This is a genomic window from Streptomyces sp. NPDC051567 (assembly GCF_044454165.1).
Lineage (GTDB): Bacteria > Actinomycetota > Actinomycetes > Streptomycetales > Streptomycetaceae > Streptomyces.
On sequence record NZ_JBITDK010000024.1, the window covers coordinates 86246 to 104962 of the forward strand.

Here is an 18717-nt window from a genome sequence, read left to right on the forward strand (position 1 = left end):
GCGGCCAACCTAGCCCGGCCCGCCCCCGCTCAAACGTTCTGCCATGCGTTCCGCCGGCCACGCCCGCTCACGCCACGCGGCGCCGCGTGTACTCCTCGATCCCGCGCATCGGCGGCCGTTCCTCGGTGTCCACCGGGTACGTGTGCGGCACGAACCCCTCCGGACCCCGCTCGAACTGCGTCAGCTCCGGCCGGACGAGGTGCCCGCGCGAGAGGCGCAGCTGCGCCGTCCGGTAGATCGCCGCGGCCATCCGCCCCAGCGCCTGCCCGTCCTGGTGCCGGTGGAGCCGTACCCCGACGTCCACCTGGGCCAGCGCGTCCAGCCCGACCGTGTGCAGCGCGTCCACCAGCAGGCCCAGCTCGACGCCGTACCCGACGGGGAACGGCAGCCGCTCCAGCAGGCGGCGGCGTACGGCGTACTCCCCGCCCAGCGGCTGCACGAAGCCGGCCAGCCGCGGCCAGTGCAGGTTCAGCAGCGGGCGCGCCACCAGCTCGGTCACCCGGCCGCCCTGGCCCGGCGCGTCGCCGAGCGGGCGGTCGTACATCGCCTTGACGAACTGCACGTCCGGCTCGGTCAGCAGCGGCCCCACGATCCCGGAGACGAAGGAGGAGGAGAAGTCCCGCAGGTCGGCGTCGACGAAGCAGACGACGTCCCCGGTGGTGGCCAGCAGCGAGCGCCACAGCACCTCGCCCTTGCCGGGCAGCGCCGGCAGCCGGGGCAGGATCGCGTCGCGGTGCACCACACGGGCCCCGGCCTCGGCCGCGACCCGCGCGGTGGCGTCGGCCGAACCCGAGTCGACGACGACCAGTTCGTCCACCAGCGGGACGGGGAGCCCGTCGATCAGATCGCGCCGGATCACCTCGACGATGTCACCGACCGTCTCCTCCTCGTCGAGCGCGGGCAGCACCACGCTGACCGTGGTGCCCGTCGCCCGTTTCCTGGCGAGCAGCTGGTCGAGCGGTCGGTCGGCCGCGTCCCAGGAGCGGGCCGTCAGCCAGCGCTCCACCTCTTCCAGCACGTTCCGTACTCCCTGGTGTCGAACCTGGCATCGGCCTGGTTCCAGCCTGACATCGGCCTGGCATCGGCCTGATTTCGACCGAAATGCGATCCTGATGTGACCCGTATGTGATCCATCTCGCGGTGCGGACGACTGTCTCAACCGCCCATGCCTTCGGTTACAGTCTTGAACAACGCGAAGGACCATCGCATGTCGGGGGTCCTCGTGCACAAACGCCCGGGTACGCCGTAGAGCGCGCCGCCCGGTGCCATACCGCTCATCCAGAGGGGCAGAGGGACACGGCCCGTTGAAGCCCCGGCAACCCTCCAGTCGGTTTTCGCGATGATTCACCCGCGAAGCTCCCGGCTCGGAAAGGTGCCAATTCCGTCTCATGGCGAAGTGCGCCATGGGGAAGATGAGGAGAAAGGGCTCTCCATCATGTCTGCACAGACTGCCGCCACCTCTGTCGATCTCGGACCCGCCACCGCGCTTTCCTGTCGCGAGTGCTCCACCCGATTCGAACTCGGCCCCATCTTCGCCTGCGTCGAGTGTTTCGGCCCGCTGGAAGTCGCCTACGACCTTCCGACCGGTGACCCCGAGGCCCTGCGCGCCGCGATCGAGGCCGGTCCCGCGAACATCTGGCGCTACGCGCCGCTGCTGCCCGTCCCCGCCGACGTGGCCTCCAAGCCGAGCCTGAACCCGGGCTTCACCCAGCTCGTCGACGCGGCCAACCTGGCCAAGGAACTCGGCGTCACCGGCAAGCTGTACGTCAAGGACGACTCCGGCAACCCGACGCACTCCTTCAAGGACCGCGTCGTGGCCATCGCCGTCGAGGCCGCCCGCGCCTTCGGCTTCACCACCCTCTCCTGCTCCTCCACCGGCAACCTGGCCGGCGCCGTCGGCGCCGCGGCGGCGCGGGCCGGCTTCCGCTCCTGCGTGTTCATCCCGCACGACCTGGAGCAGGGCAAGGTCGTCATGGCCGGTGTCTACGGCGGCGACCTCATCGGCATCGAGGGCAACTACGACGACGTCAACCGCTTCTGCTCCGAGCTCATCGGCGACCCGCTGGGCGAGGGCTGGGGCTTCGTCAACGTCAACCTCCGCCCGTACTACGGCGAGGGCTCCAAGACCCTGGCGTACGAGATCTGCGAGCAGCTCGGCTGGCGGCTGCCCGACCAGATCGTGATCCCGATCGCCTCCGGCTCCCAGCTGACGAAGATCGACAAGGGGCTCCAGGAGCTGATCAGGCTCGGCCTGGTCGAGGACAGGCCGTACAAGATCTTCGGCGCCCAGGCCGAGGGCTGCTCCCCGGTCTCCACCGCCTTCAAGGCCGGGCACGACGTGGTCCGCCCGCAGAAGCCGGACACCATCGCCAAGTCCCTCGCCATCGGCAACCCGGCGGACGGCCCGTACGTCCTCGACATCGCCCGCCGCACCGGCGGCTACGTCGAGGACGTCAACGACGAGCAGGTCGTCGAGGCCATCAAGCTCCTCGCGCGGACCGAGGGCATCTTCGCCGAGACCGCGGGCGGTGTGACCGTCGGCGTGACGAAGAAGCTCATCGAGAACGGGCAGCTCGACCCGGAGCTGACCACCGTGGTCCTGAACACGGGCGACGGCCTCAAGACGCTGGAGGCGGTGGCCGCGGACAGCGGCCAGACCGCCGTCATCCGCCCCAGCCTGGACGCGTTCCGCGCCGCCAACCTGGTCTAGGTCGTGTCTTCGAAGTGACGTCCGGCGGACCGGTTCCGGCCGACCGGCCGACAGTGGTCCGCGCGGCACTTCCTCGACCTTCCCCTCCCGCATCCGTACCCGTACCCGGAAAGGCAGCAGCGCCATGAGCGTCAACGTCCGCATCCCCACCATCCTGCGCACCTACACCGGCGGCCAGGCCGAGGTCCCGGCCGAGGGCGCGACCCTGGCCGAGGTCATCCAGTCGCTGGAGGCGAACCACCCGGGCATCTCCGCGCGCGTCCTGGACGACGAGGGCAAGCTCCGCCGCTTCGTGAACGTCTACGTCAACGACGACGACGTGCGCTTCGAGGGCGGGCTCGGCGCGGTCACCCCGGACGGGGCGGGCGTCTCGATCATCCCCGCCGTCGCGGGCGGCTGACCCACCCGGACATACGTGGCCGACCCCCGATTGCCCTCTCCGCCGATAAGCGGAGGGGGCAATTCTGCGTGATTGGGCACGGTAGAGTTGGGGAAGTCCCCTCCGCTGTTCTTGCCGGCCGCATATGAGCCGGCCACGCCAGGGTCGACATCGGGTCAATGTGCGAGCGCGTTATGAGGCTTTGGCGAGATATGCCGGGCCCGAGTTGCCCGGGAATATGTCAAATTTTCACTTTATTTCCTTCTTTCCGAGTGTCCGGATTTCTCGCCGGATCGGCCTGTTGCAGACCGCGTTGGCGCGGATACATTCAGCCTCGGTCGACGCGTTCCGACGCAAGTTCTGACCCGGGAGCGCGAAGTGCGTTCCTGCGCAAGGGCCAGTAATAGGGGAGTTAGGCATGGCTCAGGGCACCGTCAAGTGGTTCAACGCGGAGAAGGGCTACGGCTTCATCGCGGTCGACGGTGGTGCGGATGTGTTCGTCCACTACAGCGCCATCCAGATGGACGGGTACCGCACCCTTGAAGAAGGTCAGCGGGTCGAGTTCGAGATCTCGCAGGGCCAGAAGGGTCCGCAGGCGGACATGGTCAAACTCGCACTCGGCTAGTCCCGGCGCGATCGGCCACCGACGCGTACAGACGCAGGAAACAGACGCACGGATACGAGGGGCCCCATCCTGGACACGGGATGCGGGCCCCTCGTCGTGCCGCCGCCCTCCGGTGGTCCGGGCCGCTCGTCAGGGGTCCGGGGCGGCGGTGGTTCCGGCCGGGTTCCGGCCCGTTTCCGGTGCGGTTGCCGGGCGGTACGGGTCGCGCGGAGGCCGTGTCCCGGCCGGGCGTTGTCCCAAGCCGCTTGCACTCGCGGGGGTCGAGTGCTAATCATTGGCGTTAGCACTCTCCAGGTGAGAGTGCTACCAGAACAGAACCAGGACCGGGCCGGTGAGGCCCGCGGGGTCCGGCGGGAAGGAACCGCCGAACACGCAGGCCGTCCGTCGCGGGCGCGGGCGCGGTCCGGAGCAATCCACCCCTTCCCCCATGGCCTTCGGCATGGGAGGGACCCCCTGGGAGGACCACTTCAGATGGCCAAGATCATTGCGTTCAACGAGGAGGCCCGGCGCGGCCTCGAGCGTGGGATGAACCAGCTCGCCGACGCCGTCAAGGTCACCCTTGGCCCCAAGGGTCGCAACGTCGTCCTTGAGAAGAAGTGGGGTGCCCCCACGATCACCAACGATGGTGTCTCCATCGCCAAGGAGATCGAGCTCGAGGACCCGTACGAGAAGATCGGCGCCGAGCTGGTCAAGGAAGTCGCCAAGAAGACGGACGACGTCGCCGGCGACGGTACGACCACCGCGACCGTGCTGGCCCAGGCGCTCGTCCGCGAGGGCCTGCGCAACGTCGCCGCCGGTGCCAACCCGATGGCGCTCAAGCGGGGCATCGAGAAGGCCGTCGAGGCCGTCTCCGCCGCCCTGCTCGCGCAGGCGAAGGATGTCGAGACCAAGGAGCAGATCGCTTCCACGGCCTCCATCTCCGCCGCCGACACCCAGATCGGCGAGCTCATCGCCGAGGCCATGGACAAGGTCGGCAAGGAAGGCGTCATCACCGTCGAGGAGTCCCAGACCTTCGGTCTGGAGCTTGAGCTCACCGAGGGCATGCGCTTCGACAAGGGCTACATCTCGGCGTACTTCGCCACCGACATGGAGCGCATGGAGTCGTCCCTCGACGACCCGTACATCCTGATCGTCAACTCCAAGATCGGCTCGGTCAAGGACCTGCTGCCGCTCCTGGAGAAGGTCATGCAGTCCGGCAAGCCGCTGCTGATCATCGCCGAGGACGTCGAGGGCGAGGCCCTGTCGACCCTGGTCGTCAACAAGATCCGTGGCACCTTCAAGTCCGTCGCCGTCAAGGCCCCGGGCTTCGGTGACCGCCGCAAGGCCATGCTCGGCGACATCGCCATCCTCACCGGTGGCACCGTCATCTCCGAGGAGGTCGGCCTCAAGCTGGAGAACGCCGGTCTCGACCTGCTCGGCCGCGCCCGCAAGGTCGTCATCACCAAGGACGAGACCACGATCGTCGACGGTGCCGGTGACAGCGACCAGGTTCAGGGTCGCGTCAACCAGATCCGCGCCGAGATCGAGAACTCCGACTCGGACTACGACCGCGAGAAGCTCCAGGAGCGCCTCGCGAAGCTGGCCGGCGGCGTGGCCGTCATCAAGGCCGGTGCCGCGACCGAGGTCGAGCTCAAGGAGCGCAAGCACCGCATCGAGGACGCCGTTCGCAACGCGAAGGCGGCCGTCGAGGAGGGCATCGTCGCCGGTGGTGGCGTGGCGCTGCTGCAGGCCTCCGCGGTCTTCGAGAAGCTGGAGCTCACGGGCGACGAGGCGACCGGCGCTGCCGCCGTCAAGCTCGCGCTGGAGGCCCCGCTGAAGCAGATCGCCGTCAACGCCGGCCTTGAGGGTGGCGTCGTCGTGGAGAAGGTCCGCAACCTGACCCCGGGCTGGGGCCTGAACGCGGCCACCGGCGAGTACGTCGACCTCATCGCCGAGGGCATCATCGACCCGGCGAAGGTCACGCGCTCCGCGCTGCAGAACGCCGCGTCGATCGCCGCGCTGTTCCTGACCACCGAGGCCGTCATCGCCGACAAGCCCGAGAAGGCCGGTGCCCCCGCGGGCGGCGGCATGCCGGGCGGTGACATGGACTTCTGATCGGCCCCGGCTGATCGGCTGTTCTCGAACGAGGGCGGCACCCCCCGCGGGGGGTGCCGCCCTCGGGCGTTCGCGGGCGCGGCTCCGGGGTGCGGCTCCGGGGTACGGGGGAGTCCCCGGGCGGAGGGGGCGGTCCGGGGGCTACGGCGTGTTTCCGGGTGCCCCGGACGGGCGACTGGTCTTGTAAGACGTTCCGTCTTACGCTTCTGTCATGGCTGACACCGTGACGATCCGCACCGACTCCGAGACCGAGCACGCCTTGGACGTCCTCACCCGGGACGGCAGCTCGCGATCCGTGGCCATAAGAGCCGCCGTGCTCGAAGCGGCTCTGCGCAAGGAGCGCGCCGCCGCGCTGCGGCGCGCGGTGCTCCGCATGCCGCTGGGCGAGCCCGACGGCATCGACATCGCGGCGGAGCTCTCCCGGAGCCGGGAGGACGAGCGCTGATGATCTATCTCGACTCCGCCGCGGTCGTGAAGCTGGTCCACGCCGAATCCGAGTCGCAGGCGTTGCGCGACTGGCTCGACGAGAGGGCGGAGACCGGATGGGTCAGCTCGGTCCTGGCGGAGGTGGAGTCCTTCAGGGCGCTGGCCCGCTACGCGCCGCAAGCGGCCGTCCGGCTCCATCTGGTCCTGGACCTGATCGAGCTGATCGATCTCGATGCCGGCATCCGCATCCTCGCCCAGACCGTGCGCCCGGCCACCGTGCGCAGCCTGGACGCCGTCCACCTCGCGACGGCGCTCGGCCTCGGCGCGCGGCTCACCTCGTTCGTCACGTACGACAAGCGGCTCGCCGATGCCGCGCGGGATGCCGGACTCGTCGTCGACGCGCCCGCCTGACCTGGTTGACTGCGGTCATGACTGACGTGTTCATCAAGATCTGCGGGCTGCGGACCGCGCGGGACGTCGAGGCGGCGGTGGAGGCCGGGGCCGACGCCGTCGGGTTCGTGTTCGCCCCGGGCAGCCCGCGTACGGTCGACGCCGCCACGGCGCGGGCGCTCGCCCGGCGGGTCCCGGCCGGGATTCTCACGGTCGGCGTGTTCCGGGGGCAGCCGGTGGCGGAGGTCGGGCGGCTGGCCGAGGAGAGCGGGGTGCTCGCCGTGCAGCTCCACGGGGACGAGGGGCCCGAGTACTACGAGGAGCTGCGCGCGCCGGGCCGGACGCTGATCCGCGCCACGGCGGAGCACGTCCGGCGCTGCGGCGAGCTGGGCGAGGACCTGCTGCTGCTCGACGCCCCCGACCCGGGCTCGGGCAAGCCCTGGAACTGGGGCTCTGCGGAGTTCACCGCCCCCGAGGGGCGCTGGCTGCTGGCGGGCGGGCTGACCCCGGCGAACGTCCGGGAGGCCGTACGGGCCACCGGGGCGTGGGGCGTGGACGTCTCCAGCGGGGTCGAGCGGGAGCGCGGGGTGAAGTCGCCGGAGCTGATCCGCGCCTTCGCCGACGCCGCCCGGGGCCTCTGAGTCCGGCGGGGGCGGGCGGTTTCCAGGGAGCCCCGGGGGTTCCCGGGGGATGCCCGGGTGACTCCCGGGCGGACCCGGCGCCTCTGGAGTCCCGGTGGGTCCGGGCCCCTCGGTTCACAGCTGCTTGAGGAAGTACACGTCCTCGTGGCCGCCGGGGAAGCCCGGGACGCGGGCCGTCTCGGTGTAGCCGTGGCGGGCGTAGAAGGCCGGGGCCTGGAAGGTGAAGGAGGAGACGAGGACGGTACGGCACCCGCGGGCACGGGCCTCGGCCTCGGCGGCGGCCAGCAGTGTGCCGCCCCAGCCCGCCGTACGGCTGTCGTCACGGACCCACACCATGCCGATGCCCGCGCGCTCCCCCCAGCTCCAGCCGCTGAGACCGGCGACGAGTCCACCGGCCGCGTCGGTGATCCGTACGGTGAACTCGGCCTGCGCGCTGCCCGGGGTCGCCCTGAGGTTGAAGGCGTCGAGTTCCTTGCTCAGCCGCGCGTCGAGCTCCGCGTCCGCCCCGGCCGTGACGATCTCCACCCCGCCGTCCGCCCGGTTGTCCGTCGTACCGTCCGCCCGTGCCGTCCGTCGCGCGGTGGGCCGCGCCGTTCATTCCGTTGCCGCCCATGCCCCCAGTCTCGGGTGTCGGCCGCGGGGGCTCGCGTCAGGGGGGAGCCGGGGCGGTGGGCCGTGCGATGAGGACGACCTCCTCGTGGCCCTCGCCCAGGGTGATGTGCAGGGAGGCGTCCAGCGCGTGGGCGAGGCGGCGCAGCAGGGGCAGCGCGGGGACGGCGTCGGCTCCTTCCACGCGGGAGACCTCCGCCTGCGTGAGCCCGGCGCGCCCGGCCAGCTCGGCCTGGGAGAGGCCCAGGGCGGTGCGGCGGTCGTAGACGGCTTTGGCGAAGGCCATCGCCAGCCGGATCTCCGCCTGCTCGGCCTCGGCCTCGGTCTCCTCGGCCCCGGCGGGCCCGGTGCGTTCTCCCGGGGGCCGTTTCTCCCGGGCCGGCTTCCAGCGGGTGTGGTTCATGGGGCGTCCCCTTCCTCGCCGCGGCCGTACGCGAGGTGGCCGGGGTGCGGGTGGTGGCGTACGTGGAGGTGCGTGCGGGGGGTGTGCGCAGGGAGTGCGTGCGGGGGGGCGGGTGGAGCGGTGCGGGACCGAAGGGGGCTTTTGTGGGGCCTTCGGTCCTGCCGGTCGTGGACCTAGGTCCCTGTCGGCGGGCCTTCCGCCCCGGGGACACTTCCGTTCATGGACACCCTGGACTCGTTGATCGTCGCGGTGAACGATCACCTCTGGACCTACCTGCTGATTCCGCTGGTGGTCGGTGCCGGACTGTACTTCACGGTCCGGTCCCGTGGTGTTCAGCTGCGCCTGCTCCCCGAGATGTTCCGCGTGGTGAAGGAGAAGACCCCGCCGCGCGCGGACGGCCGCAAGCAGGTCTCGTCGTTCGGGGCCTTCACCATCTCCGCCGCCGCGCGCGTCGGCACCGGCAACATCGCCGGGGTGGCGACCGCGATCACCCTGGGCGGGGCGGGCGCCGTCTTCTGGATGTGGGTGATGGCGGTCATCGGCGCGGCCTCCGCCTTCGTGGAGTCGGCGCTCGCCCAGCTCTACAAGGTGCGCAACGCCTCCGGCGCCTACCGGGGCGGTCCCGCGTACTACATGCAGCGCGCGCTCGGTACACGCTGGCTGGGTGTCGTCTTCGCGGTGACCATCACCGTCACCTTCGGTTTCGTCTTCAACGCCGTGCAGGCCAACACCATCTCGTCGGTGGCCTCCGGCTCGCTGCCGGGGACCGGTACGGCGTGGTCCGGGCCGGTGGCGGGCGTGCTGCTGGCGGCGCTGCTGGCACTGGCCGTCTTCGGCGGGGTCCGGCGGATCTCGGCGGTGACCACCGTCCTCGTCCCGGTGATGGCGGTGGTCTACCTGCTGCTGGGCCTCGCGGTCGTCCTCCTCAACATCACCGAGCTCCCCCGGGTCGTCGCGGACATCGTCGGCGGTGCCTTCGGGCTGCGCGAGGTGGCGGCGGGCGGGATCGGCGTGGCGATCCAGCAGGGCATCCGGCGCGGCATGTTCTCCAACGAGGCGGGCCTCGGCTCGGCCCCGAACGCGGGTGCGACGGCGGAGGTCTCGCACCCGGTCAAGCAGGGCCTCGTACAGGCCCTCGGCGTCTTCTTCGACACGCTCCTGGTCTGCACGATGACGGCCTTCGTCGTGCTCGTGACCAATCCCGAGCTGTCCGGGCGCCAGGGCGCGGACCTCACGCAGACCGCGCTGAGCGAGACGCTGGGCGGCTGGGCGGGTCATCTGCTGACGGTGGTCGTCTTCATGCTCGCCTTCAGTTCGATGATCGGGAACTACTACTACGGCGAGACCAACATCCAGTTCATCACCCGCAAGCGGTGGGTCCTGCCCGGGTACCGCGCGCTGGTCCTGTGCGCGGTGGTGCTGGGCTCGCTGGGCTCGGTGTCGGTGGTCTGGAACCTGGCCGACGTCTTCATGGGCCTGATGGCGCTGGTCAACCTGCTCGCGATCCTGCCGCTGGCGGGGATCGCCTTCCGGCTGCTGGACGACTACCTCGCGCAGCGCCGGGCGGGCCTGGACCCGGTCTTCACCCGCGACCGCATGCCGGACCTGAGGGGCGTCCAGTGCTGGGACCCGGCCCGTGCCCCCGAGCCGGCCCGGGTCCCGGCGGGCGCGGCGCGGATCAGACCCTGACGGTGGTGAGGTCCTTGCCGCCGAGTGCGGCGAGGTCCTCGGGGTCGGAGGTGAGGACGGTGACGGGCCCCGGCGCGGCGAGCGCGGTGGCGGCGAGGATCGCATCGATGGCGTACTTGTGCCCGTGCAGGCCCGCTTCGCGCAGCAGGGCCGTGGCCCGGTGGGCGATCTCTTCGGTGACGGGTTCGACCACGATGCGGGACAGGGCCCACTGGAGGGCCGCGTGGTTGATGCGAGGGTGGATCACCTCGACCAGGGTGACCGTGCTCGTGATGACGCGTACGTCCCTGGCTCCGGCAGCCGCGAGCCATCCGACGACCTCAGGGTCCCTGAGGAGGTACTTGGAGAGGCCCTCGCTGTCGAGGACGAGAGTGGCCGCGGGGGGAACTAGCAGTGGCTTCATGCGGCGTTTCGGTCACTCTCTGCTGGGTCCCCGTGTTGGCTGGGGTGCTGGCTATCGGTGGGGATGGTCTGCTCCCGGCGTACGCCGAGCAGGATGTCCCCCTTGGCCTGGATCTCTTCCTGGCTGATCGGGCCGATTTCGGCCTCGGCCGCGGCGATGAGTTCGTTGAGGTTGTCCCGCTCGATCTGGCGGGCCACGGCGGCGGTGACGTAGGCGGAGAGGCCGGAGGGGCCGCTGCGGGCGCGGGCGGCCTCTGCGATGGCGCGGGGCATCGAGATCGAGTACTTCTGGGTGGCATCACTCATGCCACCCATGCTACTTCTGATGCTACCGCCGTGTTCGGCGTGTGGGCTGAGGAAATGCATACGCATAGGTTTCCGGCATATGCGCACCGTCGGGTGGGTTCCAGGGCGGGTTCGCCCGATGGGGTGAGGGGGCGGGTCCCGGGATGACGGAGGGCGGGGAGCCCCGTCGGTACGAGGCTCCCCGCCCTGCTCCTTCCGCGGAGGGCGTCAGGCTGTCGCCGGTTCCTTCGGCGGGCCGTCCGAGGCCGGGGACGGGACCGTGGGCGGGGCCGGAGAGGTCGCGGTGGCCGGGTCGGGGTCGGTGTTCAGGTCGGTCAGCATCTGGCGGGTGAAGCCGAAGAAGTAGGTGGCGATGAAGCCCACCAGGTAGCCGACGGCCAGCCCGCCCGCGTAGATCGCGATGGTCAGACCCATCCCGGCCTTGCCGTCCAGCAGCGGGAAGAGCGCCCAGCCCGAGGGGCCGATGGCGGTGGAGCCGAAGGCCACGCCGAGCTGGTTGAAGAGGCCGACGAAGGCGCCGCCGGCCGCGCCGCCGACGCAGGCGGTGACGAAGGGGCGGCCCAGGGGGAGCGAGACGCCGTAGATCAGCGGTTCGCCGACGCCTAGGAAGCCGGCCGGGAGCGCGGACCTGATGGTGGTGCGGAGCGAGCCGTTGCGCGGGAGCCGGCAGTACACCGCGATGGCCGCGCCGACCTGGCCCGCGCCCGCCATGGCGAGGATGGGCAGCAGGACGGTGTAGCCGGTCTGTTCGATCAGGGTGGTGTGGAGGGGGATCAGGGCCTGGTGCAGGCCGAGCATCACCAGCGGGAGGAAGAGCCCGCCCAGGACCAGCCCGGCGAAGGCGCCGCCGGTGGCGAGGAGCCAGGTGGCGAAGGTGCCGATGGCGGTGGAGACCTCACCGGCGACGAACATCAGGCCGAAGAGGGTGACCAGGCCGGCGATCAGGACGGTGAGGGTCGGGGTGACCAGGACGTCCAGGGACTCGGGGACCCATTTGCGGCACCACTTCTCGACGTACACGGCGAGCAGGGCCGCCGCCAGCGCGCCGAGGACGCCGCCCTGGCCCGGGGAGAGCTGCTGGCCGAAGGCGTCGATCTTCGCGACACCGGGGAAGACGATGATCGCGGCGACGGCGCCGCCGAGGATCGCGGTCCCGCCGAACTCCTTGGCCGTGTTGTAGCCGACGAAGACGGCGATCAGCGACATGAAGCCGGAGGCCATCGCGGCGAGCGCGGGGACGATCGAGGGCAGCCAGCCCAGGTTGGTCAGGACGCCGTTCAGCCCCGCGATGATGCCGCAGCCGATCAGGGCCGGGATCAGCGGCACGAAGATGTTCGCGATGCGGCGCAGGAACAGCTTGAAGGGCGTGGAGTTCTTCGCCTTCCGCGCCTCCTTGATCGCCGCGCCCTGCGAGGCCAGCGCGCCGGCGGTGACGGGGCGGGGCGCGGACGTGCGGCCCTCCGCGACCAGCGCCTCGAACTCGGGGGTCACCCGGGCGACGGTCCCCGGCCCCAGCACGATCTGGTAGGTGTCGTCCTCGACCACGCCCATGACGGCCGGGAGCGCCCTGAGGGCCGCGTCGTCGACGAGCGAGCGGTCGCGCAGGCCGATGCGCAGCCGGGTCATGCAGTGCGCGATCGAGGTGATGTTGTCCGGGCCGCCGACCAGAGGAAGGATCGCGGCGGCGGTGGCGCGGTTCTTGTCCGTGGACATGTGGTGGTCGCCTTGCTGTGGGAATGCGGGCGGGGGAGGGAGGAAGGGGGAGAGGGGAGGGGAGGGCGGTGCGGGTCAGCGGGCCTGGGTCTGGGCGAGGGTGAGGGCCGCGCGGAGGTGGCCGCCGGAGGCGGTGAGCAGCCCGGCCGCGGCCGGGCCGTCTACACCGCCGAGGACGACGAGGACGGCGTTCTTGACCTCGCCGCCGGTGGCGGTGAGCGCCGCCTCGATCTCCTCGTCGGGCGCCCCGGTGGCCAGCGCCACGATCCGGCGGGCGCGGGCGCGCAGCTTCTCGTTGCTGGAGCGCATGTCGACCATGAGGTTCCCGTACGTCTTCCCGAGCCGGATCATCGTGACGGTCGAGATCAGGTTGAGGACGAGTTTCTGCGCGGTGCCGGCCTTCAGCCGGGTGGAGCCGGTGAGCAGTTCCGGTCCGACGACGACCTCGACGCCGTGTTCGGCGGCTGCCGCGAGCGCGGAACCGGCGTTGCAGGAGAGGCCCACGGTGAGGGCGCCGCGGGTACGGGCGAACTCGACGGCGCCGATCGCGTACGGGGTGCGCCCGGAGGCGGAGATGCCGATCACGGTGTCGTCGGCGGTGAGGGCGAGGGCGGTGAGGTCCTCGGCGGCGAGTTCCCTGGAGTCCTCGGCGCCCTCGACGGCCTTGACCATGGCGGCGGGGCCGCCCGCGATCAGGCCGACGACCTGGGACGGGTCGGTGTTGAAGGTGGGCGGGCACTCGCTGGCGTCCAGGACGCCCATCCGTCCGGCCGTCCCGGCGCCCGCGTAGACCAGCCGGCCGCCCCGGGCCATCCGTTCCGCGATGGCGTCGATCGCGGCGGCGATCTCCGGCAGCCGGGCGGCGACGGCGGCCGGGACGGTGGCGTCCTCGCCGTTCATGAGGCGGACGATGTCGAGGGTGGGCAGCTGGTCGATCCCGGCCAGTTCGGGGCGGAACGCCTCGGTGGTCAGGGTCTCCAGCTGGTCGCGGAGGGCACGGAAGCCGGTGCGGTCGGTGCGGTCGGTGCGGTCGGTGCGGTCGGTGCGCGCGGTCATGGCGGGGGCTCCTGGCGGTTCGGCGGGTGGTGGTGCCGCTCAGCGGGTGGTGGTGCCGCGTCTGCTGCTGGGTACGGGGGCCCGGTGGCGGGAGGCGAGCGCCTCGTAGGAGGCGGTGAGGGCGGGTGCGGCGCTCTCGTAGGTCTGCTGGGCGACGCCGACGAAGAGGCAGTCGACGACGAGGAGCTGACTGGTGCGGCTGGACATGGCGGCCGGGCGGAGCTGGGTCTCGCGGGCCGCGGAGGTGGCCAGGACCAGGTCGGCGTAGTGGGTGACCGGGGAGTTCGGGCGGCCGGTGAGCGCGATGGTGGTGGCGCCGCGTTCGAAGGCGGTCCGGAGGGGGTCGATCACGTCGCCCGTCGAGCCGGAGTGGGTGATCGCGACGGCCACGTCGCCGGGGCGGAGCTGGACGGCGTTGGTGACGGCCAGGTGGGGGTCGCTGTGGGCGTGGGCGAGGAGGCCGATGCGGAGCAGTTTCTGGGCGAGGTCCTGGCCGACGAGGCAGGAGGCGCCGACGCCGTAGATGTCGATCCGGCGGGCCGTCGCGAGGGCGGTGACGGCTCCGGCGAGCTGGCCGAGGTCGAGCGCGGCGGCGGTGTCGGCGAGGGTCTGGGCCTCCTCGTGGGCCAGCTTGGCGATGACGTCCGCGAGGGGGTCGTCCACGGTGATGTCCGCGGTGACGGCGGGCGCCGTGCCCGACTCCTGCTGGGCGGCGAGGGCGGCGAGGGCCAGGCGCAGGTCGCGGTAGCCGGGGTAGCCGAGGAGGCGGGCGGCGCGGACGACGGTGGCCTCGCTGGTGCCGGTGTGCTCGGCGAGGGCGGAGACGGTGAGGCGGGCGCAGCCCGCCGGGTCGGCGGCGACGGCCTCGGCGACGGCCTGCACGGAGCGGGTCATGGAGGGGCCGAGGCTGCGGATGCGGGCGCGGAGCGTGCCGGGGGTGGGTGTGGGGGCCGGGGCGGTCGCGGGGACGGTCGCACGGGTGGTCACGCGGGTGGTCGCGGGGGCCGCCGCAGGAGCCGGGACCGGGGCCGGGGTGGTGGCCGGGGCCGGGGCCGGGGTGCGGGCGGGTTCCCGCGGGGTCCGGGGGGTCCGGGGGGCCTGCGCGGCGGTGGTGCTGAAAGTTTCTTTCGCGTCCGTGCTCATGGCTGAAACGTATTTTCAGTCGTGGCCGGACGTCAAGAAGCCGTAAGACACCGGTTGCCGGGGACCTCCGCGGCCCGGGAGGAGGGCCTTCGTCACTTGCCGGCACCCGGCGGCCGGGGGGCCACAATGGACGCATGGACCACGCGACCCCCCTGGAACAGGCGCTGCACGTTGCCCGCGCCCTCGTGCTCGCCGATCTCGCCGCGGGTGAGGTCGCCGACGCCGATGTCGTCTCCCTCGTGGAGGACTCGGTCACGCACCGCAGGTGGTGGGTGGAGCAGTGGCCCGAGGGGGTCGGCTACCTGGCCGGGCTCGTCGCCCAGGACGTGCAGGACGCGCTGCTGGAGAAGTACGGGCGCTGGCCGCTCTGCCCGGTCTGCGGGCACGGCGACCCGCACGCGCTGGACGTGGAGCCGGAGCTGGGCCCCGACCCGCACTGGGTCTGCTCGGAGGCGGGGGTCCGGGTGGCGGCGGTGGGCGCGCTGGGCCTCGTCCTCGGCGGCGGTGCCGACGCCGGAGCCGGAGCCGGTGGGGAGAGCGGCGCGGGCGGCGGCGCGGGCCGGTGAGCCGCCGGTGACGCTCTACATCGACCCGCCGACCTGGCCGGGCCACGGCCGCATGTGGTCGCACCTGGTCAGCGACGTCTCGTACGAGGAGCTGCATGCCTTCGCGGCGGGCATCGGCTGCCCGCCGAAGGCGTTCGACGGGGACCACTACGACGTCCCCTCGCACCGGTATCCGGGCGCGGTGGACGCGGGCGCGGTGGAGGTCGGCAGCAAGGAACTGGTCCGCCGCCTCACGGCCGCCGGGCTCCGCAGGCCGAAGGGCCGGCCAGCGTAGCGGGCGTACGGGTGGTGCGCGCGGGGCCTACGGGCCGGCCGTGGCGCACCGGGTGCGTGGCCCCCGTGGCCCCTGTGCACCCCGTGGCTGCCGGTCCGTACGGGGGCGTACGGGGCGTACGGGGCCACGTGCTGCGGGGCCGTCGCCGTGCGGTCCGGGCCTGTGGGCGGGTGCCCGCGCCCGCGCCCGGGCTTGTGGGCGGGGTCAGGCGCGGGCGGTCCGTTCCGGCAGCTCCGGGGCCGTGGCCGGGGCCGAGCCGGTGACCACCCGGGTCGCGCGGGGCGGCGTACGGCGGTCCAGGCGCAGGGCGGCGACGGCGAGGGCGATCGCGGTGACCGTCATGGCGGCGCCCGCCCAGGCGGTGGCGGAGAAGCCGAGCCCGGCGTCGATGACCGTACCGCCGAGCCAGGGGCCGCCGGTGTTGCCGAGGTTGAAGGCGGCCGTGGTGGTGGCGCCGGCCAGGGTCGGGGCGGCGGCGGCCACGTTGAACATCCGGGCGTTGAGCGCCGGGGCGGTGAAGAAGGCGGAGAGGCCGATGAGGAACGACAGGCCGATCGCCGCGGCCTGTACGGAGGCCAGCAGGGCCAGCGCGGTCAGGAAGACGGTCGAGGCGGTGATGCCCCAGATCATCACGCCGAACAGGTGCGCGTCCGCGACCCGGCCGCCGACGGTGGTGCCGATCAGCGCGCCCGCCCCGAAGAGACCGAGGACCCACGGGACCCACTGCGAGTCCAGCCCGGCCACGTCCGTGAGCAGCGGCGACAGGTAGCTGAAGGCGCAGAAGACGCCGCCCGCGGAGAGGGCCGTGAGGCCGATCGCCAGCCACACCTGGCGGTCGCGGTAGATCCCCAGCTCACGGCCGAGCGAGGGCTTCTCGGCGGGCAGCGGGATCTTGGGGACCAGCGCCAGGATGCCGGCGAGGGCGACGGCGGAGGCCGCGCCGACCGACCAGAAGGCCGAGCGCCAGCCGAAGTGCTCGCCGAGGAAGGCCCCGGCGGGGACGCCGAGGACGTTGGCGACGGAGAGGCCACCGATCATGACGGCCATGGCACGGGCCCGCTGGTCCTTCTCGACCATGGCGATGGCGACGGACGCGCCGACGGCCCAGAAGCCGGCGCAGGCGAGGGCGGAGACCACGCGGGAGGCGAAGAGCAGCTCGTACGTGGGGGCCAGCGCGCCCGCGACCTGGCCGAGGCCGAAGACGCTGATGAGCGAGACGAGGGTGGTGCGGCGCGGGAGGCGCAGGGTGGCCACGGCCAGCAGGGGGGCGCCGACGACCATGCCGATCGCGAAGGCGGATATGAGCAGGCCCGCCTGCGGAATGGTGACGTCCATGTCCTCGGCGATGGGTGGCAGGAGCCCGGAGAGCATGAACTCACTGGTTCCGAGGGCGAAGACGGACAGGCCGAGGACGTAGACGGCGACGGGCATGCGGGTGCGTGTGGCGGCTGCGGGCATGACTGTGGTCAACCGCCGCGAACGGGATCGAATTCCCGCGCACGTGTCGGCCGTGTGTCGGCCGTGTGCCGGCGTACGTACGGGTCGTCCGGGCAGGTCGTCCGGCCGGGGCGGCGGCGGGGCAGGGCGTGTCAGGGCGTGTCAGGCGCGGGGCAGCAGGGCGGCGAGTTCGGCGGTGAGGTTGGCGCGGGCCGGGGCCTCCCAGTGGGCGCGGCCGTGGGGGGTGCGGAAGAGGCGCGGCAGGTCGAGCAGGTGGCGCAGGACGGCGGCGCGGCCGGTGCGGAAGGCGTCGTCCGGGACGAATCCGTACTCGGCGCGGACAGCCGCGGCGTACGCGGCGTAGTCGGGGTGCGGGGGGCCGGCCAGGACGGCGAGGTCGGCGTCGCACAGGACCTCGCCGTTGGTGTCGCCGGGGGCGGGGTCGTGGCCGACGGTGAGCCGGACCAGCCGGGCCACCTCGGCGGTGCGGGCGGCGCCGACGCCGAGCTCGGGCAGGGCGCGCTCGGCCAGGGCCGCGCTGCGCTCCTCGTTCTCGGAGCGGTCGGGGCGGTAGACGGCGTCGTGGAACCAGGCGGCGAGCCGTACGGCGACGGGGTCGGCGGCGTGCGGGGCGAGTACGTCGATCCGCGCGAGGACGTCGGCCAGGTGCGCGGTGGTGTGGTACCGGCGCTGCGGCTCGGCCCAGGCGGCGAGGAGCCGCTCCGCGTAGGGGGCGGGGTCGCGCCGCGCTCCGGCGGCGGTGGCGGTCGCCTGCCAGGCGGCGCGGAGCCGGGCGGTGGTCGCGGCGGCGGTTCCGGCGGCGGGTGGGGCGGGGTCGGGCGGGGTGTCGGTGTGCGGGGCGTCGGTGTCCATGCGCACATTGTGGGGGTGGCGTGATTGTGCTGGTGGAGGGCGGGCGCGGGCCCGTACCCTGGACATTGGACTAGACCTATTTTTCATAAGGGTCACACGAGCAGTTTTCCGAAGGATGGGATCAAATGAGCAACCGTGCGCTCCTGGAGGTGATCGCCCTCGACGTGGAAGACGCGATCGCGGCCCAGGCCGGTGGGGCGGACCGACTCGAACTGGTCACCGACATGGCCGCCGACGGGCTCACCCCGCCTCGCGAGACCTTCGCGGAGATCAGGGCGGCGGTCGACATCCCGCTGCGCGTGATGCTCCGCAAGACGGACGGGTTCGCGGCGGGCGACGTCGACGCCCTCGTGGCCCAGGCGCGGGCGCTGCGGGCCGAGGGGGCGCGGGAGTTCGTCCTCGGCTTCCTGCACCCGGACGGCAGCCCCGACCTGGCCGCCGTCGAAGCCCTGGTCGCGGAACTGGACGGCTGCCGCTGGACCTTCCACCGCGCCGTCGACCGCGCCACGGACCGGGACCAGCTGCGGAAGGCGCTCGCGGAGCTGCCGGGTCTGGACACCTACCTGACCGCCGGTGCGGCGGCCGGGGTCGAGGTGGGGCTGCCGGTGCTGCTCGCGGAGGCGGCGCGGCGGGGGGAGCCGGGGTACGAGGCGCGGATTCTGGTGGGCGGCGGGCTGACGCTGGCGCACCTGCCGGTGCTGCGCGCGGCCGGGCTCGACGCGTTCCACATCGGCGGCGCGGCCAGGCCGCGGGGGTGGGAGCAGCCGGTCTCGGCGGCGGCGGTCGCGGAGTGGCGGGCGGCGCTGGCCTGACGGTCCGCGGCGGGGCGGCGGGGCCGGGCTTGGCCTTGGCGGGGGTCCGGGCGGGCCTTGGCGGGGTGGGGGCCGGTGCCGGGGGGGGGGGGGGGGGGGGGGGGGGGGGGGGGGGGGGTGGGGGGGGGGGGGGTGGGGGGGGGGGGGGGGGGGGGCGGGCGGGGGCCGA

Annotated in this window: 21 protein-coding genes and 1 riboswitch; of the genes, 11 read left to right on the forward strand and 10 right to left on the reverse strand. The window is 72.7% G+C overall.

Annotation, left to right across the window (positions count from 1 at the left end; translation table 11 throughout):
* Nucleotides 1-67: 67 nt before the first annotated feature.
* Complete coding sequence (locus ACIA5F_RS23715; RefSeq protein ID WP_399356104.1) at nt 68-1018, reverse strand: glucosyl-3-phosphoglycerate synthase; 951 nt, start codon at nt 1016-1018, stop codon at nt 68-70.
* Between the two features lie 253 nt (nt 1019-1271).
* A riboswitch (SAM riboswitch) is annotated at nt 1272-1419 on the forward strand.
* 16 nt (nt 1420-1435) lie between these two features.
* Here ACIA5F_RS23715 and thrC point away from each other — a divergent pair.
* The 7 genes from thrC to ACIA5F_RS23750 all read left to right on the forward strand — a co-directional run bounded on the left by thrC (nt 1436) and on the right by ACIA5F_RS23750 (nt 7265).
* Nucleotides 1436-2710: a threonine synthase gene (gene thrC / locus ACIA5F_RS23720; protein WP_399356106.1), complete on the forward strand. Its 1275-nt coding sequence runs from the start codon at nt 1436-1438 to the stop codon at nt 2708-2710.
* Nucleotides 2711-2834: 124 nt separating this feature from the next.
* Nucleotides 2835-3110, forward strand: a complete 276-nt coding sequence (locus tag ACIA5F_RS23725) for a MoaD/ThiS family protein (protein ID WP_399356108.1) — start codon at nt 2835-2837, stop codon at nt 3108-3110.
* Nucleotides 3111-3507: 397 nt separating this feature from the next.
* Nucleotides 3508-3714: a cold-shock protein gene (locus ACIA5F_RS23730; protein ID WP_030009783.1), complete on the forward strand. Its 207-nt coding sequence runs from the start codon at nt 3508-3510 to the stop codon at nt 3712-3714.
* A gap of 471 nt (nt 3715-4185) precedes the next feature.
* Entirely contained in the window at nt 4186-5808 is a 1623-nt protein-coding gene (gene groL / locus ACIA5F_RS23735) for a chaperonin GroEL (protein WP_399356110.1), read from the forward strand.
* A 211-nt stretch (nt 5809-6019) separates the two neighbouring features.
* Nucleotides 6020-6253, forward strand: a complete 234-nt coding sequence (locus ACIA5F_RS23740) for a hypothetical protein (protein ID WP_399356112.1) — start codon at nt 6020-6022, stop codon at nt 6251-6253.
* Nucleotides 6253-6645, forward strand: coding sequence for a type II toxin-antitoxin system VapC family toxin (locus ACIA5F_RS23745; RefSeq protein ID WP_399356114.1), 393 nt, complete (start codon nt 6253-6255; stop codon nt 6643-6645). Before ACIA5F_RS23740 ends, ACIA5F_RS23745 begins: the two co-directional genes overlap by 1 nt.
* A gap of 17 nt (nt 6646-6662) precedes the next feature.
* On the forward strand, nt 6663-7265 hold the full coding sequence (locus ACIA5F_RS23750) for a phosphoribosylanthranilate isomerase (protein WP_399356115.1): 603 nt from the start codon (nt 6663-6665) through the stop codon (nt 7263-7265).
* Between the two features lie 114 nt (nt 7266-7379).
* Here the strand turns inward: ACIA5F_RS23750 and ACIA5F_RS23755 are convergent, their stop codons facing one another.
* On the reverse strand, nt 7380-7790 hold the full coding sequence (locus ACIA5F_RS23755) for a GNAT family N-acetyltransferase (protein ID WP_399356117.1): 411 nt from the start codon (nt 7788-7790) through the stop codon (nt 7380-7382).
* Nucleotides 7791-7914: 124 nt separating this feature from the next.
* On the reverse strand, nt 7915-8277 hold the full coding sequence (locus ACIA5F_RS23760) for a helix-turn-helix domain-containing protein (RefSeq protein WP_399356119.1): 363 nt from the start codon (nt 8275-8277) through the stop codon (nt 7915-7917).
* Nucleotides 8278-8496: 219 nt separating this feature from the next.
* On the opposite strand from ACIA5F_RS23760, the gene ACIA5F_RS23765 reads away from it, so the two are divergent.
* Nucleotides 8497-9966, forward strand: coding sequence for an alanine/glycine:cation symporter family protein (locus tag ACIA5F_RS23765; protein ID WP_399356121.1), 1470 nt, complete (start codon nt 8497-8499; stop codon nt 9964-9966).
* Here ACIA5F_RS23765 and ACIA5F_RS23770 read toward each other — a convergent pair.
* The 5 genes from ACIA5F_RS23770 to ACIA5F_RS23790 all read right to left on the reverse strand — a co-directional run bounded on the left by ACIA5F_RS23770 (nt 9956) and on the right by ACIA5F_RS23790 (nt 14586).
* A complete protein-coding gene (locus ACIA5F_RS23770; protein ID WP_399356123.1) occupies nt 9956-10369 on the reverse strand; it encodes a PIN domain-containing protein in 414 nt (137 codons plus the stop codon). The genes ACIA5F_RS23765 and ACIA5F_RS23770 overlap by 11 nt on opposite strands.
* Nucleotides 10366-10674, reverse strand: coding sequence for a CopG family transcriptional regulator (locus tag ACIA5F_RS23775; protein ID WP_399356125.1), 309 nt, complete (start codon nt 10672-10674; stop codon nt 10366-10368). The genes ACIA5F_RS23770 and ACIA5F_RS23775 overlap by 4 nt, the downstream gene beginning before the upstream one ends.
* Nucleotides 10675-10881: 207 nt before the next feature.
* Nucleotides 10882-12387, reverse strand: a complete 1506-nt coding sequence (locus ACIA5F_RS23780) for a PTS transporter subunit EIIC (RefSeq protein ID WP_399356127.1) — start codon at nt 12385-12387, stop codon at nt 10882-10884.
* A gap of 75 nt (nt 12388-12462) precedes the next feature.
* On the reverse strand, nt 12463-13443 hold the full coding sequence (gene murQ / locus ACIA5F_RS23785) for an N-acetylmuramic acid 6-phosphate etherase (RefSeq protein WP_399356129.1): 981 nt from the start codon (nt 13441-13443) through the stop codon (nt 12463-12465).
* A 39-nt stretch (nt 13444-13482) separates the two neighbouring features.
* Nucleotides 13483-14586, reverse strand: a complete 1104-nt coding sequence (locus tag ACIA5F_RS23790; protein WP_399356131.1) for a MurR/RpiR family transcriptional regulator — start codon at nt 14584-14586, stop codon at nt 13483-13485.
* 134 nt (nt 14587-14720) lie between these two features.
* Between ACIA5F_RS23790 and ACIA5F_RS23795 the strand changes: the two genes are divergently transcribed.
* On the forward strand, nt 14721-15152 hold the full coding sequence (locus ACIA5F_RS23795) for a hypothetical protein (protein ID WP_399356133.1): 432 nt from the start codon (nt 14721-14723) through the stop codon (nt 15150-15152).
* A gap of 7 nt (nt 15153-15159) precedes the next feature.
* On the forward strand, nt 15160-15426 hold the full coding sequence (locus ACIA5F_RS23800) for a DUF4031 domain-containing protein (RefSeq protein ID WP_399356135.1): 267 nt from the start codon (nt 15160-15162) through the stop codon (nt 15424-15426).
* A gap of 204 nt (nt 15427-15630) precedes the next feature.
* Here the strand turns inward: ACIA5F_RS23800 and ACIA5F_RS23805 are convergent, their stop codons facing one another.
* Nucleotides 15631-16857, reverse strand: coding sequence for a Cmx/CmrA family chloramphenicol efflux MFS transporter (locus ACIA5F_RS23805; RefSeq protein WP_399356136.1), 1227 nt, complete (start codon nt 16855-16857; stop codon nt 15631-15633).
* A 168-nt stretch (nt 16858-17025) separates the two neighbouring features.
* Entirely contained in the window at nt 17026-17736 is a 711-nt protein-coding gene (locus tag ACIA5F_RS23810; RefSeq protein WP_399356138.1) for a hypothetical protein, read from the reverse strand.
* Nucleotides 17737-17861: 125 nt separating this feature from the next.
* Between ACIA5F_RS23810 and ACIA5F_RS23815 the strand changes: the two genes are divergently transcribed.
* Nucleotides 17862-18548 (forward strand): copper homeostasis protein CutC, encoded by a 687-nt coding sequence (locus tag ACIA5F_RS23815; RefSeq protein ID WP_399356140.1) that lies wholly within the window; start codon nt 17862-17864, stop codon nt 18546-18548.
* Nucleotides 18549-18717 lie beyond the last annotated feature (169 nt).